This is a genomic window from Tenacibaculum litopenaei (genome assembly GCF_964514025.1).
GTDB classification, from domain to species: Bacteria; Bacteroidota; Bacteroidia; order Flavobacteriales; family Flavobacteriaceae; genus Polaribacter; species Polaribacter litopenaei.
The window spans coordinates 489,737-514,838 of record NZ_CAZEQT010000001.1; the positions used below are offsets into that span (position 1 = coordinate 489,737).

25 protein-coding genes are annotated in these 25,102 nt (G+C 39.3%); 18 read left to right on the plus strand and 7 right to left on the minus strand.

Annotated features, from left to right (window positions below; genetic code table 11):
• Positions 1-6: 6 nt before the first annotated feature.
• Both ACKTS5_RS02165 and ACKTS5_RS02170 read right to left on the minus strand, forming a co-directional pair.
• The gene (locus ACKTS5_RS02165) at positions 7-987 is read right to left on the minus strand and encodes a pyruvate dehydrogenase complex E1 component subunit beta (protein ID WP_408042190.1); all 981 of its coding nucleotides are present in this window, start codon (positions 985-987) and stop codon (positions 7-9) included.
• Between the two features lie 63 nt (positions 988-1,050).
• The gene (locus tag ACKTS5_RS02170) at positions 1,051-1,764 is read right to left on the minus strand and encodes a class I SAM-dependent methyltransferase (RefSeq protein WP_408042191.1); all 714 of its coding nucleotides are present in this window, start codon (positions 1,762-1,764) and stop codon (positions 1,051-1,053) included.
• 234 nt (positions 1,765-1,998) lie between these two features.
• On the opposite strand from ACKTS5_RS02170, the gene ACKTS5_RS02175 reads away from it, so the two are divergent.
• The 8 genes from ACKTS5_RS02175 to gldA all read left to right on the plus strand — a co-directional run bounded on the left by ACKTS5_RS02175 (position 1,999) and on the right by gldA (position 9,369).
• Positions 1,999-2,739 carry an electron transfer flavoprotein subunit beta/FixA family protein gene (locus ACKTS5_RS02175; RefSeq protein ID WP_408042192.1) on the plus strand — a complete coding sequence of 247 codons (741 nt, stop codon included), beginning with the start codon at positions 1,999-2,001 and terminating at the stop codon, positions 2,737-2,739.
• 56 nt (positions 2,740-2,795) lie between these two features.
• The gene (locus tag ACKTS5_RS02180; RefSeq protein ID WP_408042193.1) at positions 2,796-3,749 is read left to right on the plus strand and encodes an electron transfer flavoprotein subunit alpha/FixB family protein; all 954 of its coding nucleotides are present in this window, start codon (positions 2,796-2,798) and stop codon (positions 3,747-3,749) included.
• A 154-nt stretch (positions 3,750-3,903) separates the two neighbouring features.
• The gene (locus ACKTS5_RS02185) at positions 3,904-4,506 is read left to right on the plus strand and encodes a bifunctional nuclease family protein (RefSeq protein WP_408042194.1); all 603 of its coding nucleotides are present in this window, start codon (positions 3,904-3,906) and stop codon (positions 4,504-4,506) included.
• A 21-nt stretch (positions 4,507-4,527) separates the two neighbouring features.
• Positions 4,528-6,354: a NupC/NupG family nucleoside CNT transporter gene (locus tag ACKTS5_RS02190; protein WP_408042195.1), complete on the plus strand. Its 1,827-nt coding sequence runs from the start codon at positions 4,528-4,530 to the stop codon at positions 6,352-6,354.
• Positions 6,355-6,447: 93 nt separating this feature from the next.
• Entirely contained in the window at positions 6,448-7,272 is an 825-nt protein-coding gene (locus tag ACKTS5_RS02195; RefSeq protein WP_408042196.1) for a thymidylate synthase, read from the plus strand.
• Positions 7,273-7,353: 81 nt separating this feature from the next.
• Positions 7,354-7,536, plus strand: a complete 183-nt coding sequence (locus ACKTS5_RS02200) for a hypothetical protein (RefSeq protein ID WP_408042197.1) — start codon at positions 7,354-7,356, stop codon at positions 7,534-7,536.
• Positions 7,518-8,471, plus strand: a complete 954-nt coding sequence (locus ACKTS5_RS02205; protein ID WP_408042198.1) for a dihydrofolate reductase — start codon at positions 7,518-7,520, stop codon at positions 8,469-8,471. Before ACKTS5_RS02200 ends, ACKTS5_RS02205 begins: the two co-directional genes overlap by 19 nt.
• A 1-nt stretch (position 8,472) precedes the next feature.
• Positions 8,473-9,369, plus strand: a complete 897-nt coding sequence (gene gldA, locus ACKTS5_RS02210; protein ID WP_408042199.1) for a gliding motility-associated ABC transporter ATP-binding subunit GldA — start codon at positions 8,473-8,475, stop codon at positions 9,367-9,369.
• An 87-nt stretch (positions 9,370-9,456) separates the two neighbouring features.
• Here gldA and dnaE read toward each other — a convergent pair whose 3' ends face one another.
• Positions 9,457-13,791 carry a DNA polymerase III subunit alpha gene (gene dnaE / locus ACKTS5_RS02215; RefSeq protein ID WP_408042200.1) on the minus strand — a complete coding sequence of 1,445 codons (4,335 nt, stop codon included), beginning with the start codon at positions 13,789-13,791 and terminating at the stop codon, positions 9,457-9,459.
• A gap of 220 nt (positions 13,792-14,011) precedes the next feature.
• Here dnaE and ACKTS5_RS02220 point away from each other — a divergent pair, with 220 nt between their 5' ends.
• The 3 genes from ACKTS5_RS02220 to rimM all read left to right on the plus strand — a co-directional run bounded on the left by ACKTS5_RS02220 (position 14,012) and on the right by rimM (position 15,406).
• Entirely contained in the window at positions 14,012-14,203 is a 192-nt protein-coding gene (locus ACKTS5_RS02220) for a cold-shock protein (protein ID WP_408042201.1), read from the plus strand.
• 152 nt (positions 14,204-14,355) lie between these two features.
• Positions 14,356-14,859, plus strand: a complete 504-nt coding sequence (locus ACKTS5_RS02225) for a 30S ribosomal protein S16 (protein WP_408042202.1) — start codon at positions 14,356-14,358, stop codon at positions 14,857-14,859.
• 16 nt (positions 14,860-14,875) lie between these two features.
• Positions 14,876-15,406, plus strand: a complete 531-nt coding sequence (gene rimM, locus ACKTS5_RS02230; RefSeq protein WP_408042292.1) for a ribosome maturation factor RimM — start codon at positions 14,876-14,878, stop codon at positions 15,404-15,406.
• Between the two features lie 92 nt (positions 15,407-15,498).
• Here rimM and ACKTS5_RS02235 read toward each other — a convergent pair whose 3' ends face one another.
• Both ACKTS5_RS02235 and ACKTS5_RS02240 read right to left on the minus strand, forming a co-directional pair.
• Positions 15,499-15,672 (minus strand): hypothetical protein, encoded by a 174-nt coding sequence (locus ACKTS5_RS02235; protein ID WP_408042203.1) that lies wholly within the window; start codon positions 15,670-15,672, stop codon positions 15,499-15,501.
• Between the two features lie 137 nt (positions 15,673-15,809).
• On the minus strand, positions 15,810-16,313 hold the full coding sequence (locus ACKTS5_RS02240) for a GNAT family N-acetyltransferase (protein ID WP_408042204.1): 504 nt from the start codon (positions 16,311-16,313) through the stop codon (positions 15,810-15,812).
• A gap of 59 nt (positions 16,314-16,372) precedes the next feature.
• Between ACKTS5_RS02240 and ACKTS5_RS02245 the strand changes: the two genes are divergently transcribed.
• Entirely contained in the window at positions 16,373-16,963 is a 591-nt protein-coding gene (locus ACKTS5_RS02245) for a PhnA domain-containing protein (protein ID WP_408042205.1), read from the plus strand.
• A gap of 44 nt (positions 16,964-17,007) precedes the next feature.
• Here the strand turns inward: ACKTS5_RS02245 and ACKTS5_RS02250 are convergent, their stop codons facing one another.
• Positions 17,008-18,057: a nucleoid-associated protein gene (locus tag ACKTS5_RS02250; protein ID WP_408042206.1), complete on the minus strand. Its 1,050-nt coding sequence runs from the start codon at positions 18,055-18,057 to the stop codon at positions 17,008-17,010.
• 58 nt (positions 18,058-18,115) lie between these two features.
• On the opposite strand from ACKTS5_RS02250, the gene ACKTS5_RS02255 reads away from it, so the two are divergent.
• Complete coding sequence (locus tag ACKTS5_RS02255) at positions 18,116-18,649, plus strand: hypothetical protein (RefSeq protein ID WP_408042207.1); 534 nt, start codon at positions 18,116-18,118, stop codon at positions 18,647-18,649.
• A gap of 4 nt (positions 18,650-18,653) precedes the next feature.
• On the opposite strand, the gene ACKTS5_RS02260 is transcribed toward ACKTS5_RS02255, so the two are convergent.
• Entirely contained in the window at positions 18,654-19,253 is a 600-nt protein-coding gene (locus ACKTS5_RS02260; protein ID WP_408042208.1) for a ribonuclease HII, read from the minus strand.
• Positions 19,254-19,323: 70 nt separating this feature from the next.
• On the opposite strand from ACKTS5_RS02260, the gene ACKTS5_RS02265 reads away from it, so the two are divergent.
• The 5 genes from ACKTS5_RS02265 (at position 19,324) to ACKTS5_RS02285 (ending at position 24,627) form a co-directional block, all read left to right on the plus strand.
• Entirely contained in the window at positions 19,324-21,294 is a 1,971-nt protein-coding gene (locus ACKTS5_RS02265; RefSeq protein WP_408042209.1) for a putative porin, read from the plus strand.
• Between the two features lie 4 nt (positions 21,295-21,298).
• Positions 21,299-21,541, plus strand: coding sequence for a hypothetical protein (locus ACKTS5_RS02270; protein ID WP_408042210.1), 243 nt, complete (start codon positions 21,299-21,301; stop codon positions 21,539-21,541).
• A 69-nt stretch (positions 21,542-21,610) separates the two neighbouring features.
• A complete protein-coding gene (locus tag ACKTS5_RS02275) occupies positions 21,611-22,348 on the plus strand; it encodes a hypothetical protein (protein WP_408042211.1) in 738 nt (245 codons plus the stop codon).
• 37 nt (positions 22,349-22,385) lie between these two features.
• A complete protein-coding gene (locus ACKTS5_RS02280) occupies positions 22,386-23,312 on the plus strand; it encodes a hypothetical protein (RefSeq protein ID WP_408042212.1) in 927 nt (308 codons plus the stop codon).
• A gap of 28 nt (positions 23,313-23,340) precedes the next feature.
• On the plus strand, positions 23,341-24,627 hold the full coding sequence (locus ACKTS5_RS02285) for a hypothetical protein (protein WP_408042213.1): 1,287 nt from the start codon (positions 23,341-23,343) through the stop codon (positions 24,625-24,627).
• Positions 24,628-25,102 lie beyond the last annotated feature (475 nt).

Genomic DNA, 25,102 nt, shown 5'->3' on the forward strand with positions numbered 1-25,102 from the left:
AATTTCTTATTTTAGGTACATTACCTCTTTTACAGCTGTAATAACATCGTTGTAATTAGGTAACCATTTCTCTAGAAGTACTGGAGAATACGGTGCTGGTGTATCAGCAGTAGTAATTCTTTTGATTGGAGCATCTAAGTAATCAAATGCTTCGTCTTGTACTCTAAAAGTAATCTCAGAGGCAACACTACCAAAAGGCCATGCTTCTTCTAAAACAACTAATCTGTTGGTTTTCTTAACAGATTCTAAAATTGTTTTGTGATCCATAGGACGTACTGTACGCAGATCGATAATTTCAATTGAAATACCTTCTTTAGCAAGTTCGTCAGCAGCTTTATAAGCTTCTTTTATGATTTTTCCGAAAGATACTACAGTAACATCACTTCCTTCTCTTTTGATGTCAGCAACACCGATTGGGATGATGTATTCTCCTTCTGGAATTTCCATTTTATCTCCGTACATCTGCTCTGACTCCATAAAGATTACTGGATCGTCATCACGGATAGCAGCCTTTAATAATCCTTTCGCATCGTAAGGATTTGAAGGTACAATTACTTTTAATCCTGGACAGTTTGCATACCAGCTTTCAAAAGCTTGAGAGTGGGTTGCTGCTAATTGCCCTGCTGATGCAGTAGGACCTCTAAATACGATTGGACAGTTAAATTGACCGCCACTCATTTGTCTTATTTTTGCCGCATTGTTGATGATTTGATCAATCCCTACAAGAGAGAAGTTGAAGGTCATATATTCAACAATAGGACGGTTTCCGTTCATTGCCGAACCAACAGCAATTCCTCCAAAACCTAATTCAGCAATAGGAGCATCAATTACACGCTTTGGTCCAAACTCGTCTAGCATACCTTTACTAGCTTTGTAAGCACCATTGTACTCAGCAACCTCTTCACCGATCAAGTAAATGCTTTCATCTTTGCGCATTTCTTCACTCATTGCTTCGCAAACGGCCTCTCTAAATTGTACTGTTTTCATACGTTTTATAAGTAGTTGTTTATCAAGATTGCAAAAGTAATAAAAATACCTGTAAAGTAAAGGTTAGATTTTTCTTAAAATCCATATATCTTGCTGTGGTCTTCCCTTAATACTTGGATTTTCAAGGTGTTCTAGTACTTGGAAATGGTGTTTTACAGCGAGTTTTTGAAAGTATTTTGGAGGCTGATAGGCGGCGTATAAACGATTCCCTTCTACTTTATAAGAGTGAACAACGAGCTGTCCATTGAGGTAGCGTTGCTGTTCTTCGGTGGAAAGTTTGGATAAGAATGACTTGCCGTGCGTACTGATAATGACGACTCCTGATGACTTGGTGAGTCTGCTCAGTTCTCCCATCCAACCTTCGTGATTGGTTTCAGAGAGGTGGGTGAAAATAGAAATGCTATAAACAGCATCAAAAAAGGAATCTTCGAAGCGGATTGGCGGTACTAGGTCATTTTTGACGACCTCGCAATTCGTTAAGTGTTGTTGACACCATGCTACGTAGTTCGCATTGTAATCAGCACCAAACACATTGCCCGAAGGATACGCCGTAGGTAGGTGACGAAGGACTCTTCCTGAACCACAGCCCCAATCTAAAATCTTTGGCGTGGTGGTCGTACTGAATTCGCGTATTTTAGTCGCTATCCATTCAGCAGTTTTTTGTCCTCCATAATAGTAATTGTGATAGTCCAAACCATAAGTTTCATAAATATAAAATGGGGGCGGTAAACTCACTGTGGGGTGTGCCGTGGTAAAAGCGCGATTCTTTTTCCTCATTTTAAGGAGCAGATATCTAAAATGTACGACTTCCATCAGAGGAAGTAGGTGTAGATATTTTATAAGTTTTTTGAGGCTTTTTTTCAATTTAATGTAATCGTAAAGGGGTTTTATTGCGTAAATGTATGGATATCGGGAAAAAAGAGAAAATAATTTATTATGCACGCATAGTAAATTTAAAAAAAATCCGTAACTTCGTCGGACAAAAATAAGATTTCTTAAAAATAACAATATATGAAAATATTAGTATGTATCAGTCATGTACCTGATACCACTTCGAAAATTAACTTCACGGAGAACGATACTAAGTTTGATACAAATGGGGTACAATTTGTAATCAACCCATATGACGAGTTTAGTTTAACACGTGCTATGTGGTTCAAGGAAAAGCAAGGAGCTAAGGTAACTGTTGTAAACGTAGGAGATGCTTCTACAGAGCCAACGTTGCGTAAAGCTTTGGCAATTGGAGCGGATGATGCTATTCGCGTAAACGCTGTACCTACTGATGGAATGATGGTAGCTAAGGAATTGGCAGCTGTTGTAAAAGAAGGAGGGTATGATTTAGTATTGGCAGGAAAGGAATCAGCAGACTACAATGGTCAAATGGTACCTGGAATGTTGGCATCAATGGTCGATTTTAACTTTGTGAATGGATGTGTTGGTGTTGAAGTAGAAGGATCTAATGTAACTTTAGAGCGCGAGATTGACGGAGGTGAAGAAAAAGTATCTTCTTCATTGCCGATGGTAGTAGCAGGTCAGAAAGGGATCGTTGAAGAGAAAGATTTACGTATTCCTAACATGAGAGGGATTATGATGGCGCGTAAAAAGCCATTAGCAGTTGTGGAGCCTACTGGAGCTGCAGCAGCTTCTTTGACGAAAACTTTTGAGAAGCCAGCAGAGAAAGGAGCGGTTAAGTTAGTAGACTCAGTAGACGAGTTAATCGATTTATTACACAACGAGGCCAAAGCCATTTAATTAATTTAATAACATTACTGATTGGCTATTGGTCGATTAGCAAAAAAATATAAAATATGTCTGTATTAGTTTTTGCCGATTCATCGGAAGGAAAATTTAAAAAAACAGCTTTTGAAGTTGTTTCATACGGAAAAAAGGTTGCAGAGCAACTAGGTACTTCATCAGTAGTTTTAACTATTAATGGAGGAGATGCTTCAGAGTTATACGCATACGGAGCAGAAACAGTAGTAGAGGTTAAAAATGATTTAGCATCTTTCAATGCAAAAGGATATGCAGCGATCATCAAGCAAGTAGCGGAAGCTAAAGGAGCAAAAGTAGTCGTGATCGATTCTAGTGTTGACGGGTTAACTGTGGCACCACTCGTAGCGGTAGGTTTAGAGGCAGGATACGCATCAAATGTAGTGGCATTGCCTTCGTCAACGGCACCGTTTGTGGTGAAGCGTAAAGCATTTTCTAACAAAGGATTTAACAATACTGAGATCTCTACAGAGGTAAAGGTAGTAGGTGTTGCTAAAAACTCTTACGGAGCACACGAAGCAGCAGTTTCAGGTGCAGTGGAGTCTTTTGATGCAAGCTTACCTGAATTAGGAGTGAGTTCACAAGAAATCAGTAAAGCGACTGGAACAGTAACTATTGCAGATGCAGATGTAGTGGTTTCAGGAGGACGTGGATTGAAAGGACCAGAAAACTGGGGAATGCTCGAGGAGTTAGCTGATGTTTTAGGTGCAGCGACTGCTTGTTCAAAGCCAGTATCGGATTTAGGATGGAGACCTCACAGTGAACACGTAGGACAAACGGGTAAACCAGTAGCGTCTAACTTGTATATTGCTGTTGGTATTTCAGGAGCGATTCAGCACTTAGCAGGAGTCAATGCTTCAAAAGTAAAAGTAGTAATCAACAACGATCCGGAAGCGCCTTTCTTTAAAGCTGCTGACTACGGAATCGTAGGAGATGCTTTTGAGGTTGTTCCGCAATTAGTAGAGAAATTGAAAGCCTTCAAACAAGGGTAATTTCACTGTAAATAACAACTTACATTTTCTTTTTTTAAGAAAATGAAAAACAAGCCATAATTTTTTAGTAAATTGTGCCCACTTAAAAAAGGCTGTCTAAAACTTATCAAAAAGCCTAAGTTAGACAGCCTTTTTGTTATTTTTATGAAGATACATGAGTCTAATTAAACTAACCATTAAAGGGATATCTTATAGTCAAACTCAGAGTGGAGCTTATGCGCTCGTTTTGAGTGAACTTGAAGGTACCAGAACTTTACCTATTATCATCGGAGCTTTTGAGGCTCAGTCAATTGCTATAGCCCTAGAGAAGGAAATCAGACCCCCGAGACCTTTGACCCATGACCTTTTCAAAACTTTTGCAGACCGCTTTTTTATTCAAGTAAAACAAGTCATCATTCACAAGTTAGTGGATGGAGTGTTTTTCTCGAGTTTAATTTGTGAACGCGATGGAGAAGAGGAGGTAATTGATACACGTACTTCTGATGCTATTGCGTTGGCTGTGCGTTTTCAGGCACCTATATTCACGTATGAGAATATTTTGGACAAGGCTGGAATCTATTTAAAGATTGAAGATGACCTAGATGAGGCTAGTGATGATGAAGATGAATTCGAATTGACGTTCGAAGACGAAGCAGAAGAAAGTTCTTTTGCGAAATTGTCGCTATCAGAACTTCAAAACCAATTAAATGAGGCTGTTGTGAATGAGGATTACGAGCTAGCAGCCAAAATTAGAGACGAAATTAGTAAACGATCGTAACCTTAATTTTAACCTAGAATAATGAAGAAGGTATTAGTGTTTTTAATGCTTTGTATGAGTGTGCTCACTTTTGGGCAAAGTATTGAGAAGAAGTGGGATTTTTTATCAATTACCAACCTAGAAGGTAATCAATTAGTTGATGTCAACGAAAACGATTTCTTTGAGTTGTCAAATGGAGTTTTTAACTATGAGTTAAAGGCAAAAGACAATTTAAAGGCTACCGGAACTTATATCCGCCAAAACAATTTATTAATATTTAACTACTCGCAGCCAAAAGATACAGTGAGGTATTACAATATTACCAAATGTACCCAAGATAGCTTGGTGTTGTCTGAGAGAAATGTATTGTATGCATTCGCTGTTAAAGATAGTACAAAAACAGTGACAACTCCTGTGGTGACCAAAGATAAAGATACTACCCAGGAAGCTACTCCAAAAACAACGCCTACAAAGGCTGAAATTATAGCGAGTCAAGGGTTTACCATGACGGGCTTTTTACGAGGAGTACTAGGAATGGCTTCACTGTTGTTGTTCGCTTTTTTGTTTAGTTCAAATCGCAAAGGAATTGACTGGAAAACTGTAGGACTCGGATTGGGAATTCAACTCGTTATCGCAGTGACGATTTTAAAGGGTAAAGACATCGGTTTTAATATCGGTGATTACCGATTGGACCTAGGGTTTGTTTCCGACATCTTTGATTTCGTTGGAAAAGGATTTGTTCAGATCTTAGAGTTTACCCAAGCAGGTAGTGAGTTCTTGTTTAAAGGCTTGATTTCTGATATGAATACTTTTGGGTTTATTTTCGCTTTTCAAGTACTGCCTACCATTATTTTCTTTTCTGCCTTAACGTCCCTGTTATTCTACTTAGGGATTATTCAAAAAGTGGTAAAAGTAATGGCTTGGTTGCTCAGTAAAACCTTAAAGATTTCAGGAGCAGAGAGCTTGTCGGTAGCAGGAAATATTTTCTTGGGTCAAACCGAAGCCCCTTTATTGATTAAGGCGTATTTAGAAAAGATGAATCGCTCTGAGATGTTGTTGGTAATGATCGGTGGTATGGCAACAGTTGCAGGAGCTGTATTGGCAGCGTATATCGGATTTTTAGGAGGTGATGATGAAGCGTTGCGCTTGTTTTATGCAAAGCATTTATTAGCCGCTTCAGTAATGGCTGCACCAGGAGCCATTGTGATTTCTAAAATACTCCACCCTCAAACGGAAGAAGTAAATACCGATGTTCAGGTATCGCAAGATAAAATTGGATCAAATGTATTAGACGCAATTGCAAACGGAACGACTGAAGGATTGCAGTTAGCGATGAATGTTGGAGCCATGTTATTGGTGTTTATTGCCTTTATTGCCATGATCAATGGTATTTTAGGAGGAATTGGTGGTTTTGATGGAATTGAGCGATTCAATTGGCACTTTACCTCGTTAAATGAATTGATTGCAGCAAATACGGTCTACAAAGAGCTGTCATTGCAGTTTATACTTGGGTATTTGTTTGCACCATTGATGTGGTTAATCGGTGTGGCTAGTGAAGACATGGCCTTGATGGGTCAGTTGTTAGGAATTAAGTTAGCAGCAAGTGAATTTGTTGGATATACGCAGTTGGCAGAGTTGAAGAATGCCGCAAGTGCTACGCATTTGACTTATAATAAGTCGGTGATTATGGCGACGTATATGCTGTGTGGATTTGCCAATTTTGCATCCATTGGAATACAAATTGGAGGAATTGGATCACTGGCACCAGGACAGCGAAAAGTCCTGTCTGAATTTGGAATGAAAGCGTTAATTGGTGGTACCTTGGCATCGTTGATGTCTGCTGCAATTGCAGGGATGATCATTGGTTAATAACTTTTGAATATATTTTTAAAAGCTTCAATAGAACCTATTGAAGCTTTTTTATTTTTACACGGTAAATAGTCAACGTGAAGCAGTAGCAGTATGAAACAATATTTAGATTTAGTACAACACGTTCTCGATCACGGGAATGAGAAGGGAGATAGAACAGGAACCGGAACGCTCAGTGTTTTCGGATATCAGATGCGATTTGATTTGAGTAAAGGGTTTCCAATGGTGACGACGAAGAAGTTGCATTTAAAGTCGATTATTTACGAGCTATTGTGGTTTATTAAAGGAGATACCAATATCAAGTACCTACAAGAAAACGGAGTGAGAATCTGGAATGAATGGGCTGATGATAACGGAGATTTAGGACCGGTGTACGGAAAGCAATGGCGCGATTGGAACGGCGATGAAATTGACCAGTTAAAAGAGGTAATTGAGACCCTAAAAACAAATCCTAATAGCAGGAGAATGTTGGTGTCTGCATGGAATCCTTCTGTCCTGCCAGATACTTCGCAATCTTTTGCAGACAACGTAGCAAACGGCAAAGCAGCCTTGCCTCCCTGCCATGCTTTTTTTCAGTTTTATGTGGCTGATGGTAAGCTCTCTTGCCAATTGTACCAGCGCAGTGCGGATATCTTTTTAGGAGTGCCGTTTAATATTGCGTCTTATGCGTTACTGACCATGATGATGGCACAAGTTTGTGGCTATGAACCTGGAGAGTTTATTCACACTTTTGGAGATGCCCATATCTACAATAACCACAAAGAACAATTGGCGTTGCAATTGTCGAGAACACCGAAGTCTTTACCGTCTATCAAGATCAACCCAGCTGTGAAGGATATCGAAGCTTTTACCTTTGAAGATTTTGAATTGGTGAATTACGATCCGCACCCTCATATCAAAGGGAAGGTGGCCGTGTAATTTTAACGAACTTTTATTGTCTTTCTCATAGAAACTACGATCTAAGTTAGTATTTTAGTACGTGCTACTAAATGAGTTATCATGACTACAGAAATAGATCTAATAAAAGAAGGAATTTACGAACGTATTGCGGATATTAACGATGAAAATGTGTTAATAGCCATCAAAACACTTATTGATAATATCGAAGAAAATCGAGATGACAAGAGTACTTCAAAAGAAGATTTTACAAGTTATATTAAAGAATGGGTGAAGAATATGTAGTAACACCAGCCATTGAAAAATTAAAACAACTCTTGGTCGAATTCCCTGAGAAGGCGGCCCGAGTAAGTGCGTATTCATGGCAGTACAAACGCGATGCATATTCGTGGAGTGCCAAGGAAATTTTAGGGCATCTCGTAGATTCGGCCTTGGCCAATTTGCAGCGATTTGTACGTGCGCAGTTTCAATCCGCACCACAAATACGTTACGATCAAAACAATTGGGTGCTCAGCCAGTTTTGGCAAGACCGCCCTGTAGAAGATATTTTGGAACTTTGGATAGTGGTTAACAAACAACTCGCCCACGTTTGGGGGCAATTGCCAAGAGCCAGCTATACAAAAGAAGTGAATGTAGGGAGTACGGAGGTTGTTTTAATGCAACTTTCAGAATTGATAGAAGATTATATACAGCATATGGAATCGCATTTAGAGCAAATAAACATGCCGAAAGTTACTGTAATTGCAGCGAAAGGAAAGGCGAATGAGTTAGGGAAAGGAAACGATTTGATTTGGCACCTTCCAGAAGATTTGAAGAGATTTAAAAGAGTTACTTCAGGGCACAGTATTATCATGGGGCGAAAAACCTTTGAAAGTATCGGGAAACCACTTCCGAATAGAACTAGTGTGATCATCACCACTGACAACTCTTATAAAAAAGAAGGTTGTATTGTGGTTCACAGTATGGAAGAGGCCTTGGCAGCAGTTCATAAAGAGTCCGAAGTTTTTATCATTGGCGGTGCACAAGTGTACCGACAAGCACTGACAATGGAGGCGGTAACACAACTCGATATTACCGAGGTACACGAAGAATTTGAAGCCGATGTATTTTTTCCGGAAATCGATGCTGAAGTTTGGGAAGAGGTGAGTAGAGAAGATTATAGTGCCGATGAAAAAAATAAATACAACTATAGCTTCGTTTCCTATTTAAGAAAAAAGTAATATGTCGATAAAGTTAGAATCAGTCTCGAAAACCTATGGAGAGCAGGTGGCAGTTCAAGCCATATCATTTGAGGCGAAAGCGGGAGAAATTGTCGGGTTTTTAGGTCCGAATGGAGCGGGGAAATCAACGACGATGAAGATGTTAACGGGCTATGTAGAGCCCAGTGCAGGGGTTTTGTATGTCAGCGGAATAAACGTTGCAGAAAATCCAATTGCCGTGCAACAAGAAATAGGGTATTTACCTGAACACAATCCGCTGTATGTAGATATGTACGTAAAAGAGTACTTAGCGTTTAGAGCTGGAATCCACAAGGTAAACAAGGAGAGGATAACACAGGTGATTGCCCAGGTTGGGCTTCAAGAGGCGGCTCACAAACGCATTAAAGAACTGTCAAAAGGATATCGTCAGCGCGTAGGCTTGGCCGCGGCCATACTGCACAATCCAGCAGTGCTGATCTTGGATGAACCCACCACAGGCTTAGATCCCAATCAGTTGGTAGAGGTCCGTGAGTTGATCCGTAACTTAGGGAAAGATAAAACAGTATTATTATCAACACATATCATGCAAGAAGTAGAGGCTGTGTGTGATCGAGTGGTCATTTTGAACCGTGGTGAAATTGTAGTTGATAAAGACTTAAAAGCATTAAAAACAGATACTGAACAGGTAATAAGAGTCACCTTTGATTATAAATTAGAAGAGCAGTTTGTAAAGCGTTTACCGAATTTGGTATCGTTTAAAAATACACTTGAAAACAATTGGATTTTGGTGTTCGATAGTGAAGAGGATATGCGACCTGCAATATTTGATTTCGCTCAAGAGAATGGGCTAAAAATTCTCGGATTAAATGCTGAAAATAAAAATCTAGAAACTATTTTTAAAGAAGTCACTAAGCAGTAAAATGCGATAGTACAGTTCGTTTATTAAAAATGATTGGCTTTGGTTGTCGTTCGGAAAGAAATCCGTGAAACCAAAGCCAATTTTTTATTAGTTGAGTTTGTATTTTATAAACTGTTCTTCGAGTGTTTTGAGTAGCTCGTTAGATATCTTTACTTTGGTGGTTCTACTCGGCATGGTCAGCTCAATTTTCTCTTCGGCGTCCCACACGGTAAAATGTAAACTCTGAGATCCTTTATTCATGACAAACAGGTGTTGTAGGTCTTTGATAAGTGACTCTTTCAGTTCGTTTAAAGGAAGAGAAATGGTGATTTTTTTACACATTTTGTCCATGATATCATGGAGTAGGCTGAATTCGGTAAACGATACTCTCGGATCTCCCTTAATTCCCTCTTTGTTAATCCAACCTGGCTTTACCATAGTTTTGACAAAAATAAACGAGTTGGGAACCAAAAAGTGTTTGAATTTGAGGTATTCTTCACCAAAAATTCGGAATTCAAAACTGTCGTTGTAGTCTTCTACAATAAAAGAAGCCCAGCCTTTCCCCGCTTTGGATACGCGGTGTTGTACATCGGTTACAATACCTGCAAACGTCATGGCCATCCCTTCGTATTTGGCTAAGTTTTTATAGTGGCTAAGGGTGGCATTACAAAATTTTAATTCGTTTTTAAAGTCGTCGAGTGGGTGAGCGGAAATGTACATTCCAACAACCTCTTTTTCTTTGGCGAGCAGTTCCATAGTTCCCCAGGTTTCACATTCTGGAATGATGGGTTCTGGTAATTCTACCGCTGAGGCTTCTCCAAAGAGCGAGACCTGTGAAGAGTTTTTATTTTCCTGAAACTTGTTTCCAAAACGCAGCGCTTTTTCTAAGAAACTCTGTCCTTTTTCGTCCAATTCAAAGTATTGAGCGCGATGAGCTTTGTTAAAAGAGTCGAATCCACCTGCTAATATAAGTCCTTCAAAGGCTTTCTTGTTAGCAACTCGAAGGTCTACTCTTTTCGACATGTCAAAAATCGAAGTAAAGTTTCCGTTTTCTTTGCGTTCTCTGATAATTGCGTTTACGGCGCTACTTCCTACTCCTTTGATGGCAGCCATTCCAAAACGCACAGCTCCTTCTTTGTTTACGGAGAATTTAGAAAACGATTCGTTGACGTCCGGTCCGAGTACTTCCAAGCCCATGCGTTTACATTCTTCCATAAAGAAGGAAACCGTTTTAATATCGTTCATGTTGTTTGAGAGTACAGCAGCCATGTATTCGGCAGGATAATGTGCCTTCAAGTAAGCGGTTTGATAGGCAACCCATGCATAACAGGTAGAGTGCGATTTGTTAAAGGCATACGAAGCAAAGGCTTCCCAGTCTTTCCATATCTTCTCAAGTTTTTCTGGGTCGTGACCATTCGCTGCTGCTTGGTCTACGAATTTGGGCTTCATTTTTTCGAGTACGGCAATCTGCTTTTTACCCATAGCCTTACGGAGGACATCGGCTTCACCTTTGGTAAAGTCGGCCAATTTTTGCGAAAGTAACATTACTTGCTCCTGGTATACGGTAATTCCGTAGGTTTCGGCAAGGTATTCTTCCATGGCGGGTAAATCGTACTCGATGGGCTCATCTCCGTGTTTTCTTCTAATAAAAGAAGGAATGTATTCAAGAGGTCCAGGTCTGTACAAGGCATTCATGGCGATAAGATCGGCAAATACCGTAGGCTTTAGCTCTCGCATGTACTTTTGCATCCCCGGAGATTCGTATTGGAATATCCCTACTGTTTCTCCACGCTGGAAAAGCTCGTAGGTTTTTACGTCGTCAATAGGGAAGTTTTCTGGATCGAGGTCTACATCGTGACGCGCTTTGACAATTTTAACGGTGTCTTTGATAAGGGTAAGTGTTTTTAACCCTAAGAAATCCATTTTTAACAATCCGGCACTTTCTACGACGGAGTTGTCAAACTGAGTGACGTACATGTCAGAATCTTTCGCAACGGATACTGGTACGAAATTGGTAATGTCGTCTGGGGTAATAATAACCCCACAGGCGTGAATTCCCGTATTTCGAACGGAGCCTTCTAAAATGCGTGCTTGACTAATCGTTTCGCCTTCTAAACCACCACTGTCGGCTATGCGCTGGAGTTCTTGGACCATTTCCTTTTCTTCCGATCGAAGTCCAGCTACCTTTCCTTTGCTCTTTTCGTCATCTCCAAAGATGTTTTGTAGCTTGATTCCAGGAATTAGTTTGGCAATCCTATCGGCCTCGAATAAAGGCAAATCCAAAACTCTTGCGGTGTCTCGAATGGACGATTTTGCCGCCATGGTTCCGTAGGTGATGATCTGAGCTACCTGATTGGCACCGTATTTGTCGATCACGTAGTCCATTACGCGCCCACGTCCTTCGTCATCAAAATCGATATCGATATCGGGCATGGATACACGCTCAGGGTTCAAGAAACGCTCAAAAAGTAAATCGTACTTAATGGGATCTATATTGGTAATCGTTAAACAGTAGGCAACGGCCGATCCTGCGGCCGATCCACGTCCGGGGCCTACAGAAACGCCCATTTCTCGGGCGGCTTTGATAAAGTCTTGTACAATCAAGAAATACCCAGGGTATCCGGTATTGGCAATTACTTCGAGTTCGAAATCAAGTCGTTCTCGAATATCTTCGGTAATTTCTTCGTAGCGTTCGGCAGCACCTTCATAGGTGAGTGCTTTTAGGTAGTTGTTTTCACCGCGTTTACCTCCGTCTTCCTGATCTTTTGCGTCTTGGTACTCTTCAGGGATGTCAAAGGCTGGAAGTAGTACGTCACGAGCGAGCGTAAATACTTCTATCTTATCGACAATTTCCTGAATGTTACTAATAGTGTCCGGAATATCGGCGAAGAGTTTTTTCATCTCTTCGGTACTCTTGAAATAGTATTCTTCATTAGGAAGACCGTAGCGATAACCTCGACCTCTTCCTTTCGGAGTAGCTTGTTTTTCTCCGTCTTTAACACAGAGGAGAATATCGTGTGCATTGGCACTTTCCTTCTCTAAATAAAAGGTATTATTGGTGGCAATGGCTTTGATGTCGTGTTTTCGGGAGAATTCTAGGAGTGTTTTATTAACGACATTTTCATCTTCTTGCCCGTGGCGCATAACTTCGATGTAGAGGTCTTCTCCAAATTCTTCTTTCCACCACAGCAGGGCTTCTTCAGCCTGTTTTTCTCCGACATTTAGGATTTTACTCGGTACTTCTCCATAGAGGTTACCCGTTAAAACGATAATGTCTTCTTTGTATTGTTTTACCAGTTCTTTGTCGATTCGAGGAACGTAGTAGAACCCGTCAACAAAGGCTTTTGATGAAAGTTTGGCGAGGTTGTGGTAACCTCGTTTATTTTTAGCCAAGAAAACAACTTGATATCCGTTGTCTTTTTTAGATTTATCGAGATGGTTTTCGCAAATAAAGAATTCACAGCCGACAATTGGTTTGATAGGAGTCTCTGCAGATTTGTTATAGCCGAGTACTTCTTTTACAAAATGGAAGGCTGCCATCATATTTCCAGTGTCCGTTAGGGCTACTGCGGGCATACCATCTTTAGCCGCGGCTTTGACGAGATTTCCAATTTGTATGGTCGATTGGAGCACTGAAAATTGCGTGTGGTTGTGCAAATGAGCGAAAGTCACATCTTTAAGCGCTGCGAGTCCCTCACTTGAGGTATGTGTCGATTCGCTATCGGCGGCACTCGTTTGCTGTTTGCGTATTTTTTCGCTTTCCTTTTTGAGGTTGAGATGCTTGAGACCAATGACTTTAATAGGCATTGGATTGGCCTCTGAAAATCGACTAAAATAGTCTTCCGGAACATCCAATTGCTCTTCAGTGTACTGACGTAAACGGATGAGCTCTAGGAAACAACGAGTGGTTGCTTCTACATCGGCTGTTGCGTTGTGTGCCTCTCCAAATCCAACACCGAAGAGGTGATTGTGCAGTTCCGTTAGGGTAGGGAGTTTAAATTTACCTCCACGACCTCCAGGAATTTGACACAGCTGAGCGGTGTGCTCGGTACAGGTATCTAACACAGGCAATGTGGTGAGGTTGGTTTCCATCCCTAATCGGTGAAATTCACAGCCCATAATATTCACGTCGAATCCGACGTTTTGCCCAACGATAAATTTTGTTTTCAGCAGCGCTTCTTTAAAAAGTTCGGCACCTTCCTGCAGGCTGATTCCTTGTTGTAAGGCCAGGTCTGTAGAGATTCCGTGAATTCGTTCGGCATCGTACGGAATGTTAAAACCTTCGGGTTGGATTAGAAAATCATTGTGCTCCACAAGCACTCCCATTTCGTCGTGTAACTGCCAAGCGATTTGAATGGCTCTTGGCCAGTTGTCTGTATCGGTAATGGGCGCGTTCCAACTTTTGGGAAGACCGGTTGTTTCCGTATCAAAAACTAAATACATGGATGTGTTTTTTTATTGAAGCCTACTAAATTATGAGGAGGTAAAAATACGAAGATTTTCTAGGATATCGCTAATAAGTTATCAACGTTTCCGGAGGTGGTAAGAACACTTGAATCAGGTTAAAAGTTGGTGAATAGAGGGGAGGTACTTAAATGCGGATTTGCTGTGTGTATCTGGATAGAATGTAGTAACTTAGGAGCGCAACATTAACACATTTACAATGAAACAAGGAAGGGTAAAATTCTTCAATGAATCTAAAGGATTTGGATTTATTATCGAATCAGAGTCGAACACAGAGTACTTTGTACATGTTACGGGCTTACTCGACGATATTAAGGAAGGCGACACGGTCGCATTTGATTTAAAAGAAGGAAAAAAGGGCCTAAACGCAGTGAGTGTTCGGATAATTTAATAAAATGCGATCTTTGATTTGGTAATCACCTCATTTTGAGGTGATTTTTATTTTTAAATAATTGCTAAATAGGTGGTGCTTTCATAAAAAAGCACTAAATTTGCAAACTCAAAATTAATAATCAAGGTACGCGTACCTTAAAAATTAAAATTATGCCTGTAAAAATTAGATTACAAAGACACGGTAAAAAAGGAAAACCTTTTTATTGGGTAGTAGCTGCTGACTCAAGAGCTAAAAGAGATGGACGTTTCTTAGAGAAAATCGGAACGTACAATCCAAACACGAACCCTGCAACCATCGACTTAAACATTGATAGCGCTGTACAGTGGTTACAAAATGGAGCTCAGCCAACAGACACTGCTAGAGCAATCTTATCTTACAAAGGAGCTTTGTTGAAGAATCACTTAGCTGGAGGAGTAAGAAAAGGAGCTTTAACTGAAGAGCAAGCAGAAGCTAAATTCAACGCTTGGTTAGAAGAAAAAGCTGGAAAGGTTACTGGTAAAGCTGAAGGTTTAGCAAAAGCTAAAGAAGAAGCTAAAGCGAAAGCTTTAGAAGCTGAAAAAGCTGTAAACGAAGCTCGTATTGCTGCAAAGGCTCCTGTTGTTGAAGACAGCGAGGAAGTTGCAACTGAAAACGGTGCGGATAGCGAAGAATAAAAACTAGTGAACGATGATGCAGAAAGAAGATTGCTTTTATCTTGGCAAAATCGTGAAAAAACATAGTTTTAAGGGGGAAGTCATTATCAAATTAGATACTGATGAACCCCATCTTTACGGAAAAATGGAATCAGTTTTTGTCGATTTAGGCAATAATTTGGTTCCGTTTTTTATTGAAAAATCTTCACTGAGTAAAGGAACTATGTTACGCGTGAAATTCGAGGATGTAGATACCGAAGCTGATGCAGAGGCCATTTTACGTGCTGGAATTTATTTGCCAATTGATTTGTTACCCAAACTAACTGGGAAACAGTTTTATTATCACGAGGTTATTGGTTTTACAGTTATTGACAGTGCTTACGGTGCGGTTGGTACTATTGTAAACATCAATGATACTTCGGCTCAACCTCTTTTCGAAATTGATCGAGATGGTAAAGAAATTTTTATTCCAATGATTGACGATTTTATTGAGTCAGTGAATAGAGAGGATAAAACCATTGAAGTAACCACTCCTGAAGGATTGATTTCTTTGTATTTGGAAGAATAAAATAAGGGGAAAAGGGAGACTTTATGTAGATAAAAGTGAAGTGACTTCTCTTGGACTACGTAACGAAAGGGGAAAAATTTTGGAATCGGTTACTACAATCGAATTACATCAGTTATCTGGTAATTGATTCCATTAAAGTTCTTTTTGATTAGCACGTTTTCTAGCCAATAAATCGATCCTTTGTGTACTAAAGGAAGGATCAAGAACTTCTCACGCTTTTTTTTACTATAGCGAGTAGTTCTCTGCTTACTTAAATTAATTTTCATTTGGTCGGACTTAATTTTTTTGTTAAAGTATAATCTTTCTACGACAAATTTAACAAAAAAGCACGAACTCTAAAAATCGGATTTTACAAAAAAACAAGTATTCAGCTCATTTAACGGGCTAAATAGGGCGAAAATTATTAAAATTCGTACTCAAACAAACAATCTTCGGTATTTTCATACACGCGTTTTACACCGACATAGGTAAAGCCCAGATTTCGTAAAACTTTTTTCGAAGCTTCATTTTTAGGCATGGTAAAAGCGATGATTTTGGATTGTTGCAAGCTTGTATGCGCGTAATCCATCACTGCTCTGGTGGCTTCTGTGGCATAGCCTTTACCTCTTCCCTTTGGTAAAAAAGCATAGCCTACATCCAGTGCATCTAACTGATCGCGTTTTAGTAAACTGGCGACACCAATAGGGGTATGGGTCGATTTTTCGAATACGGTGAAAAATCCCAAACCGTTTTTACAGAGGTTGGGAATCATGGTGTTCTCTAAAAACACTTCGGTTTCCTCGACGGATTTTAAGTTTTTATCGTTGATGTTTTTGATAAAATCGGGGTCTGAAAAAAGCTCAAAATAAAAAGGGGCGTGATTTAGAGAAACTTCTTTAATAAGGAGTCTTTCTGTTTGTAATATCATACAATAAAGATAGGGAAAATCAATTAATAATGTACTTTTGTCTCTTAAAATAATCATAAATGAGCTTAGTAGAAGAATTACGAGAACGCAGTGGAAATCAGTGCGAATTATGCAGTGCAACAGAGGACTTAACAACCTATGAAGTGCCTCCTGTTTCCACAGGTGGGGTTGACGGAACCGTATTGATATGTGCAAATTGTAAATCGCAAATCACTGAGGAAGCTCTTTTGGATGCAAATCACTGGCGTTGTTTAAACGATAGTATGTGGAGTGAATTCCGAGCTGTAAAAGTGTTGGTGTGGAGAATGTTACAACGTCTCAGAGATCAAGGTTGGCCGCAAGATTTGCTGGCTATGATGTATTTGGATGATGAAGAGTTACAGTTTGCCAAGGCATCGGGAGATCATTTGGACGAAAGCGAGAAGGTAATCCATAGAGATGTTAACGGAGTTGTGTTGTCAGCGGGTGATAACGTTGTGCTGATTAAAGACTTGAAGGTAAAAGGTTCTAGTATGGTAGCCAAGCAAGGGACAGCCGTGCGACGCATTAGCCTGGATCCTGAGAATCCCCGTTATATTGAAGGTAAAGTAGGAGGGACGCAAATTGTAATCGTTACGGAATACGTCAAGAAAATGTCTGACAAAGAATAAACGATAATAAAAAAAGCGCTGAAGGTAACTCCAGCGCTTTTTTATTATTTTTCTGTATTGTAAAATACTTTGTAGTATTTCATCTTCTTTTCTTCGTCATACCCCTGTTCTAGGTATTCCGATGGAGCATCTGGAGCATCGACATCAATTTTTATTTGGATATTGGTATCGAGCTTGATCTCTGTTTTTAGTTTACTTTTCTCTTTTTTTAATACAGCGTCCGATACGTCGAAGTTATTACGGATCAAGACGTCGTTGAGTTTTTCAAAGTGTTTTTTGTAGTCTTCAAAAAGGTCTTTGTGTTTGTCTTCTACAAAAACATCGTCTTTAAAATCGTGGTAATCCACACTTTCATGTTCTTTAAAGTAATCGACAGTATTGGCTAAAAAAGTACTTTGTTCTTGCTTTCCAAATTCAGGTTTGATAATCTCTTCGGAAAATTCTTTACAAAGTTCTAGGTAATTTTGAGTGTGTAAGTTTCTGTCGTCAGCGTATTTAACACTTAAAAAGTTCTTAATCCAATACTGGGCATCGTAGTTGTTGTTATCAACAGATAGTACTACCGTTCCTTCCGTATCTGACGAGTTTAAAATCAAACAGCCCTTGTCGAGCTTCTTTGTGGAGATTCCCTTCTGAACTACCACGTCAAAGCTATCTTCATCCAAATAGGTTTGGAAAAAGTCCACTTTACTTTCAATTTTGAAAACACCAACGGCTTCGGTTAGTACATCTTTGTATTCAATTCCTTCAAAATAGGCTACAATGACATCCCCCGTTTTGATATTGGCCGAATTAGACTGTTCGTAGAGGTGGTTTACGATATTTTTTGAATGCTCAATAAATGTTTCTTCGTCTTCAAATATATCTGAGCTGTATTTGTTGAGCTCATTTAAACGCACATCTGCGTGGTGACTAAAGCGGTAACTTTGAGTAACAGAGCCAAAAGGCTTTAATAAAAATGGTACTAGTAATTCGTAACTCTCCTCATCAAAGCGCACCAAGCTTTCCGATAAGGCATTTTGTCCGCTATTGTATTTATTTGCGACCTTATGGATGATACACTTACTTATTTCAACTCGTGTTCTTTTAATCATTTTGTAAAAAATTGGAAGACAAAAATAAGTATTTTAGTATCGTTAAAAATAATGAATTATGAAATTATTAGGAATAGGATCGAGAATTAATCACCCTGAAATGGGCTTTGGAGTAGTGACCAATGTAGATAGTAAGCACTATTGGGTAACTTTTCAAAAAAAAGGAATTGAAACCATTGCTTTAGATGAAGACTTTGAAGTTATCGAAGCAGTGAATCAAGAAGTAGATACCGTGAGTTTTTACGAAGTAGAAACGACCTTGAAATCCCTTTTAAAACAGTGGAGTGATATTAGTGAGATTGTTCCGATAGCAGATAAATACAAAGGCGGGAAGTTAATTTTAGAACCTGCCGACCCCGGATTGGCAGCGAAGGAATTACCCATTGATACTTTCTTTCACAAAATAGTGATGGTTCGCGATAGAATTCGTGTCATGGAACAAAAAATCAATGCAAGCAAAACTCTTGCCGATCAGGACAAAATAGATCTACAGCAATACATCACCCGTATTTACGGTAGTTTAACCACCTTTAATGTGTTGTTTAAGCGTAAGTCCGATCATTTTGTGGGTGCTGGGACCAAGACAAAATAAATGCCTACAAGGATAATTTTAACTGGTCAGGGAGTAATTTAAAAGACTTTCTATGATAAGGGGTCGGACCAAATTCCCGTATAGCATTGCGGTGTTCTTTGGTTGGATACCCTTTGTTTTTTTGCCAATTGTACGCCGGAAATTCTTCGTGAATTTTTTCCATAAATTCATCCCTATACGTTTTTGCGAGTATAGAGGCGGCTGCGATGTTTAAAAAACGACCGTCCCCTTTGATTAAGGTTTCGTAAGGAACATCGTGATAGGGCTTGAATTTGTTTCCGTCGACGGCAATAAATTCAGGTGGGGTTTGAAGTTTAGCAAGTGCCCTGTGCATACCCGTTATTGACGCCTGAAGTACATTCAGCTCATCAACTTCTTTCTCGTGGATAAAGGCCACTCCATAGGCTACGGCCTGCTCTTCGATATACGGACGTAGTGCAGCCCTTTTCTTTTCTGATAATTGCTTGGAGTCTGTGAGGAATTCATGCTTGAAATTAGGAGGTAAAATAACTGCGGCAGCTACCACGGGGCCTGCCAAGCATCCTCTGCCGGCTTCATCGGTTCCTGCCTCGTGAATATAATCTGTATAACGAAGTTTCAACATGCTACAAATTAACAGTTTTCAAAGATAATATTACCATTTTTTTTCGTTTTATTATTTTACTTTTGCTTCTATGAAGAATTACCTATTGTTACTTGCGTGCTGTTTGTTTGGATGGCAGTCCTTTGCGCAGTTGAGAACCATTGATGGAGGAGGAGGTTCCCCTAGAACAGATAGAACACTTGGAACAGATCAGCGTATCGATTCATTGAATAATGGAGAAATTAAGGTGAAACTTACCGGGAAAACGAAGTACACCGATTATAAAATAATTTCGCACCGCAACGATACCACGATCGTCGATACCACTTTGACCATTCAAAAGTATTATAAGTTCAATTTTTTACGCAAAGACAATTTTGAATTGTTGGCCTTTCATAACCAAGGGCAGACATTTAATAATTTAGGATACGATTTTTCTCGTCAAAGCCTGTTTCCAGATATCGGATTTCGAGCCAAACAGTTCAATTACTTAGAGGTAGAAGATGTAAAGTACTACCAGGTACCCACCCCGACCACAGAAATTATGTATCGAACGGGACTGGAACAGGGGCAGGTGTTGGACGCCTTGTTTACGACCAATTTTTCAAAGCGATTTAATATCGGAATAGCCTATAGAGGATTGCGTTCTTTGGGAGCCTACAGGCGTTCCTTGGCGAGCACCGGTAATTTTAGATTGACCTTTCATTACGAAAGCCCGAAAGGGCAATACGCTGTACGTGGGCATGCGGTGAATCAGGATTTTACAAATCAAGAAAACGGTGGGTTAACCGCTGAATCGCTTACTAATTTCCTTACAGACAATCCAAATTTTAGTGGGAATCGAGGGCGATTGGACGTTAATTTTAACGACGCAGAAAGTATATTGGAAGGAAAACGCTTGTATTTTGAACAAAGCTATCGACTTTTACAAACCAAGGATACGACCAATACTAGTAATTTTTCAAATTTGAAAGTAGGACACGAGTTTACACGTGATTCTAAGTATTTTGAATTTAAACAAACCACAGCATCTGATATTTTTGATACCAATAGAATGCTGGGAACCATCGCCAATAAAACGACGTTTTTAATGTATAATAATGCATTGTTTGTCGATTTTAATTCGAGGTATGTACTCGGTAGGTTCCGTATCAAGACCATGTATACTACCTATGATTACGGGTATGAGAATTTACAGAATAATACGGTGCCTATGCAGAACAATAGAATCAAAGGAAAGGCACTGTCTTTTGGGGCCGACTGGAGAGGTAAAGTAGGTAATTTTTACGTCAATGCGAGTGGTTTATTAAGTCCGGGAAGTGGTCGCTTGGCAGGGAATTCTCTAGAGGCAGAGGCTTACTATAAAAAAGATAGCGTTTTTACCGTTAAAGCCCGATTAAAAATTAGTGACCGTCAGCCAAACTTCAACTTTTTGTTTCATCAAAGTAGCTATCAAAAATACAACTGGGAGAAAAACTTTACCTCGGTGGGTACCCGCGTACTCGGAGGAGATTTTACTAGTAAATGGGGAAATGTCTCATTGGATTTGACCAATATTGATAAGTATACTTATTTTGATGAGAACGGACTACCACAACAATTTTCAGGGAATGTCAATTACTTGAAATTAAAAGCTTCCAAAGAATTTAAATGGTGGAAGCTCGGACTCGATAATACCGTAATGTATCAAAAGGTGGCAAGTGGAGCTAGTGTTTTGAGAGTTCCTGAGTTTGTGACTAGAAATACTCTCTATTACAGCGACCATTGGTTTAAAGGAAAGCCTTTATATGTACAAATAGGTGCCACACTGAAATATTTTTCAGCCTATAAAGCCAATGCCTACAATCCTTTATTAGGTGAATTTACTCTGCAAAATACTACGGATATAGGGTATCCGACCGTAGATTTATTCTTTAATGGTAGGGTAAGGAGAACGCGTATTTATTTTAAGGCGGATAATATCAGTTCTTTCTTTTTGAAGAAAAATTATTTGTCGGCTCCAAATCATCCTTATCGCGATTTTGTCATTCGTTTTGGAGTAGTGTGGAATTGGTTTATTTAGTTTTATGAAAAAGCTCAGTAACTACTGGTTGTATATTTTAGGGGCTTGTTTGACCCTAGGATTAGCACCGTTTCAATCACCGCATATAGTTGGTAAAATACGTTGGTTGTTAGGAGGCAATGCCTTTTCCTCGGAATCGGGGATGAAGCTCATGGATTGGTTCGATTTAGTATTGCACGGAACTCCTTGGTTTTTACTACTACTGGCGGGCTGTGGCAAGTTGTTAATAGCGCTGGGTAAAGATTAACGAACCTGATTTTCAAAACTATGCGAAAAAGTGTACTTTTGTCCCTACTATATTGCTAATAAATTGATAATGAATTATAGAAAATTGCTGTGCTTTCTGCCATTGATCGCACTCATAACTTCTTGTAGTGTATTGCCTAAAAAAGATGCCTTTGAAGCGACGAGTACAAAGGTTTCACTAGCTGTGTTGGGTACAAAGGAAAGATCGTTTCGAAAGACGGATTTTGAGACTGTAGGCATACCGGTATTAAAAAAGCCCGTAGCCTTAAACTATAGCGTACACAACTTTACTGAGGACTTATTTAAGGAATATACTAACATGAGTTCAGGGCAGCCAGCCCCTGTAGTAAAGTACGTCGATAGCTTGGAAAATAAACCGAAGTTTGTCGTCTTGGAGATTATGGATAAGGTACTATTGCTTTCGCAACTCAATAAAGATGTTAATAGGACGTCGAGAACTTATATAAAAAACCGTCCTAATACTAAGATTATTACAGGAGTTCGCATGGTGTTAACTGCTGAAATGAAAACGCAGTTAAAAGCTGCCGATGCCTTGTATTTGACTTCTAATAAGCGCAATAAGAACATAGTTTTGTTATATAAGAAGGAGCGACAAATAGGAACGCTCTCTTTGGACAATAGTTTCGCTTTTGGGTACAAAATGGCTTCCTTTTGTTGGGATATTTCTGAAGAAAAACAAGTGCGATTAGGTGCTTTGGTAGGTGATGGGGAGCGTTGCTCTCAGAAAATGTTGAGAGATCCTAAAAAACTGGAAGAGCGAAGAATTCAAGAGTACTTGAGTTTTTAAGAATACTACGAATTAACGAACACGATTTTTTTACGATATGAAACGATTAATAATACTGTTATTGGTAGGATTGTTAATGGGCTGCGAAGCCATTTTTGTCGATGATATTTCGACCAAAGTTATCAATTTGACAGCACCAGCAAACAATGCCACGGTGCAAGAAACTACTGTAAATTTTTTATGGGAATCGGTAGAAGGAGCTGAACGATACCAACTGCAAGTGGCACGCCCTGGATTTGCAAACGCACAACAGGTGGTGCTAGATACCACTATTACTAAAAGTACGTTTAGTACAAAATTGGCAACAGGAGCTTATGAATGGCGAGTACGAGGACTAAATAGTGAATATGCTACTAATTATGCCACCCGAAAATTTACCTTGACGAGTACAGATCTTTCTAATGCTGAAACTACGTTGATTTCGCCGCTAGAGAATGCAGTTGTAAACACGGCAGCGCAGAAAATGCAATGGACTGCAGTTAGCGGTGCTTCAGAATACCGCTTGCAAATTGGTCAACCGGATATGAACGGGACTATCGTTTTTGATAAAGTGTTGAAAGTGTTAAACTACACGCATAGTTTTAACGAAGGCAAATTCTCTTGGCAGGTGCGTCCGCAAAGCGCTAGTCAAAATGGAAAATACGCTCAGAGAAAGCTTGAGGTGGATACGAAAAAGCCATCAAATCCTCAAAATACCTTACCAGCAAACAATGCGGTGCAAACGCAAACGACGATTGATTTTACTTGGACGAGAACCGACGTGCCCGGGACTCAAGAACTCGACAGTGTCTTTGTATACGGAGATGTCAATTTAACACAACTCAAATTCAAAGATATTGGGATAAACAAAAGCTATAAAAAAGAAAACCTAACCAAAGGAACTTATTACTGGTACGTTCAAGCCTACGATAAGGCGGGTAACAAAAGTGATAAGAGTTCCACCTTTTTGGTGACTTTAAATTAAACTATATATGAAAACTGAGAACAAAAAAATGATGAAAAGAAAATTAGGGACAACTGCGTTGGCTGTCTTGGGCCTTGGAATGGCAGTTCATGCGCAATCTGCAGATAAGTTGAATGCCCAACAAAATGCGAGAGAAACGAATTCATTACCTTCTTTTTATAAAGGAGAGATGCGTTTTGAATTTAAAAGAAGAATTTCTATTGAATCTCCAGGAAATGGGTACTATAGTAGTTTATTAACTTTTGCACCTTGGGGAGATACTACGGGTGGGCGCGTTTTTCAAATGAACTTCAATGGAGGTGGGTATTATATTCGCCGATCTGCTGAGAATCATGCCAGTTGGGAAACCTGGAGAGAATTCTTTATCAACGGAAATAGTTTGCTCGAAGTTGGAGCGAATAACGGAACGGATTTTATGGCCTCAAAAATCTACTTGAATTCGCATAATAATTATCGTGGGACAGGTATTTTTAGTATTGGTCAAACCAATAAATGGTTTATGGGAAATGCCTATACTGATCACGCGAATGCTTTTATGATTGGAGTAGCACCGGCATCGGAACAAACAGATGCAGTTGGTCAAAAGAAGTACGCGAAATTTTTTATGGATGCTACGGGTAATGTAGGTATAGGAAGTACTACACCAGGTGCAAAATTACACGTGGTTAATGGGAATAATAGTTACGGTGCTATTTTAGCTACAGCCAATGAGTTTAAGTTTAATTTGTATGCTAAAACTTTAGGAACTACAAACACTAATGATGAAGCTTTTAGATTTGGAATGAAGTACGATGCGGATGAACGCAATGGATTTATTTCCTTTTATAGAGGAGGGAGTTCAAATGGTGGGTTTTTGGGACTTTCAACGAACGGAGCAGAACGTATGCTAATTGATGCTAACGGAAACGTAGGAATTGGAACGAAAGATACTCATGGATATAAATTAGGAGTTAAGGGTAAAATAGCTGCAGAGGAAGTAAAGGTAGCATTGTATGGTAAATGGCCCGATTTTGTTTTTGAGGAAAATTACGACTTACCTACACTTGCGGAAGTTGAAGCACATATCCGTGAAAAAGGCCACTTAATCAATATACCAAGCGCAAAAGAAGTTGAGATAGCTCAAGGGATTGAATTGGGAGAAATGAATAAGAAACTCCTCCAGAAAATAGAAGAATTAACCTTGTATACCTTGCAACAGGAGCGACAATTAAAAGAACAACAGACTACTTTAAAGGTTGCTGAAGAAACTAATAAAAAGTTACTACTCTTGCTAAGTAAATTAGAGCAACGTGTAAAGAAATTAGAAAAAGAATAACGTTTTGAGTTTAAATTAAAACAGAATTATATACAGCCTCGGTTTTTTAATCGAGGTTTTTTTGTGTTCTTTTTTAAATAAAGGCTTTGGAAGTGGATTGTGAAATTGTCAGTTTGGGGTAAAATAAATGAAGATTTGGAAAAAAAACTCCTTTTTTTAAGGATAAACCATCGGGGTCTAAGTGGTTGTTTTTCAGTTGTTTGTTTGGTTTGGTTAAGTTTTAGTAACTGTAAATTAACAACTTAGTGATTGGAGATTTACAGTTTTTTAATCTTAAAGTAGGTTTATAAGCTAAAAAATTACTATACTTGTACCTGTGAATAAATGATAGTTATTTTACCCTTACCACCTACTACAAAAAATAACTATTCTTATAAGGGATATTGCATTCCATCAAATTAAGATAAGAAATTCAGCCCATGTAATTGGGAGAGGCGAAGCCGTATCCATTCTTAATCAAACCTTAAAACTTACT

Excerpts from the sequence above, each read along its gene's own strand:
- ACKTS5_RS02165 (WP_408042190.1), bottom strand. The coding sequence starts at position 987 with ATGAAAACAGTACAATTTAGAGAGGCCGTTTGCGAAGCAATGAGTGAA.
- ACKTS5_RS02170 (WP_408042191.1), bottom strand. The coding sequence starts at position 1,764 with ATGAGGAAAAAGAATCGCGCTTTTACCACGGCACACCCCACAGTGAGT.
- ACKTS5_RS02175 (WP_408042192.1), top strand. The coding sequence starts at position 1,999 with ATGAAAATATTAGTATGTATCAGTCATGTACCTGATACCACTTCGAAA.
- ACKTS5_RS02180 (WP_408042193.1), top strand. The coding sequence starts at position 2,796 with ATGTCTGTATTAGTTTTTGCCGATTCATCGGAAGGAAAATTTAAAAAA.
- ACKTS5_RS02185 (WP_408042194.1), top strand. The coding sequence starts at position 3,904 with ATGAGTCTAATTAAACTAACCATTAAAGGGATATCTTATAGTCAAACT.
- ACKTS5_RS02190 (WP_408042195.1), top strand. The coding sequence starts at position 4,528 with ATGAAGAAGGTATTAGTGTTTTTAATGCTTTGTATGAGTGTGCTCACT.
- ACKTS5_RS02195 (WP_408042196.1), top strand. The coding sequence starts at position 6,448 with ATGAAACAATATTTAGATTTAGTACAACACGTTCTCGATCACGGGAAT.
- ACKTS5_RS02200 (WP_408042197.1), top strand. The coding sequence starts at position 7,354 with ATGACTACAGAAATAGATCTAATAAAAGAAGGAATTTACGAACGTATT.
- ACKTS5_RS02205 (WP_408042198.1), top strand. The coding sequence starts at position 7,518 with ATGGGTGAAGAATATGTAGTAACACCAGCCATTGAAAAATTAAAACAA.
- gldA (WP_408042199.1), top strand. The coding sequence starts at position 8,473 with ATGTCGATAAAGTTAGAATCAGTCTCGAAAACCTATGGAGAGCAGGTG.
- dnaE (WP_408042200.1), bottom strand. The coding sequence starts at position 13,791 with ATGTATTTAGTTTTTGATACGGAAACAACCGGTCTTCCCAAAAGTTGG.
- ACKTS5_RS02220 (WP_408042201.1), top strand. The coding sequence starts at position 14,012 with ATGAAACAAGGAAGGGTAAAATTCTTCAATGAATCTAAAGGATTTGGA.
- ACKTS5_RS02225 (WP_408042202.1), top strand. The coding sequence starts at position 14,356 with ATGCCTGTAAAAATTAGATTACAAAGACACGGTAAAAAAGGAAAACCT.
- rimM (WP_408042292.1), top strand. The coding sequence starts at position 14,876 with ATGCAGAAAGAAGATTGCTTTTATCTTGGCAAAATCGTGAAAAAACAT.
- ACKTS5_RS02235 (WP_408042203.1), bottom strand. The coding sequence starts at position 15,672 with ATGAAAATTAATTTAAGTAAGCAGAGAACTACTCGCTATAGTAAAAAA.
- ACKTS5_RS02240 (WP_408042204.1), bottom strand. The coding sequence starts at position 16,313 with ATGATATTACAAACAGAAAGACTCCTTATTAAAGAAGTTTCTCTAAAT.
- ACKTS5_RS02245 (WP_408042205.1), top strand. The coding sequence starts at position 16,373 with ATGAGCTTAGTAGAAGAATTACGAGAACGCAGTGGAAATCAGTGCGAA.
- ACKTS5_RS02250 (WP_408042206.1), bottom strand. The coding sequence starts at position 18,057 with ATGATTAAAAGAACACGAGTTGAAATAAGTAAGTGTATCATCCATAAG.
- ACKTS5_RS02255 (WP_408042207.1), top strand. The coding sequence starts at position 18,116 with ATGAAATTATTAGGAATAGGATCGAGAATTAATCACCCTGAAATGGGC.
- ACKTS5_RS02260 (WP_408042208.1), bottom strand. The coding sequence starts at position 19,253 with ATGTTGAAACTTCGTTATACAGATTATATTCACGAGGCAGGAACCGAT.
- ACKTS5_RS02265 (WP_408042209.1), top strand. The coding sequence starts at position 19,324 with ATGAAGAATTACCTATTGTTACTTGCGTGCTGTTTGTTTGGATGGCAG.
- ACKTS5_RS02270 (WP_408042210.1), top strand. The coding sequence starts at position 21,299 with ATGAAAAAGCTCAGTAACTACTGGTTGTATATTTTAGGGGCTTGTTTG.
- ACKTS5_RS02275 (WP_408042211.1), top strand. The coding sequence starts at position 21,611 with ATGAATTATAGAAAATTGCTGTGCTTTCTGCCATTGATCGCACTCATA.
- ACKTS5_RS02280 (WP_408042212.1), top strand. The coding sequence starts at position 22,386 with ATGAAACGATTAATAATACTGTTATTGGTAGGATTGTTAATGGGCTGC.
- ACKTS5_RS02285 (WP_408042213.1), top strand. The coding sequence starts at position 23,341 with ATGATGAAAAGAAAATTAGGGACAACTGCGTTGGCTGTCTTGGGCCTT.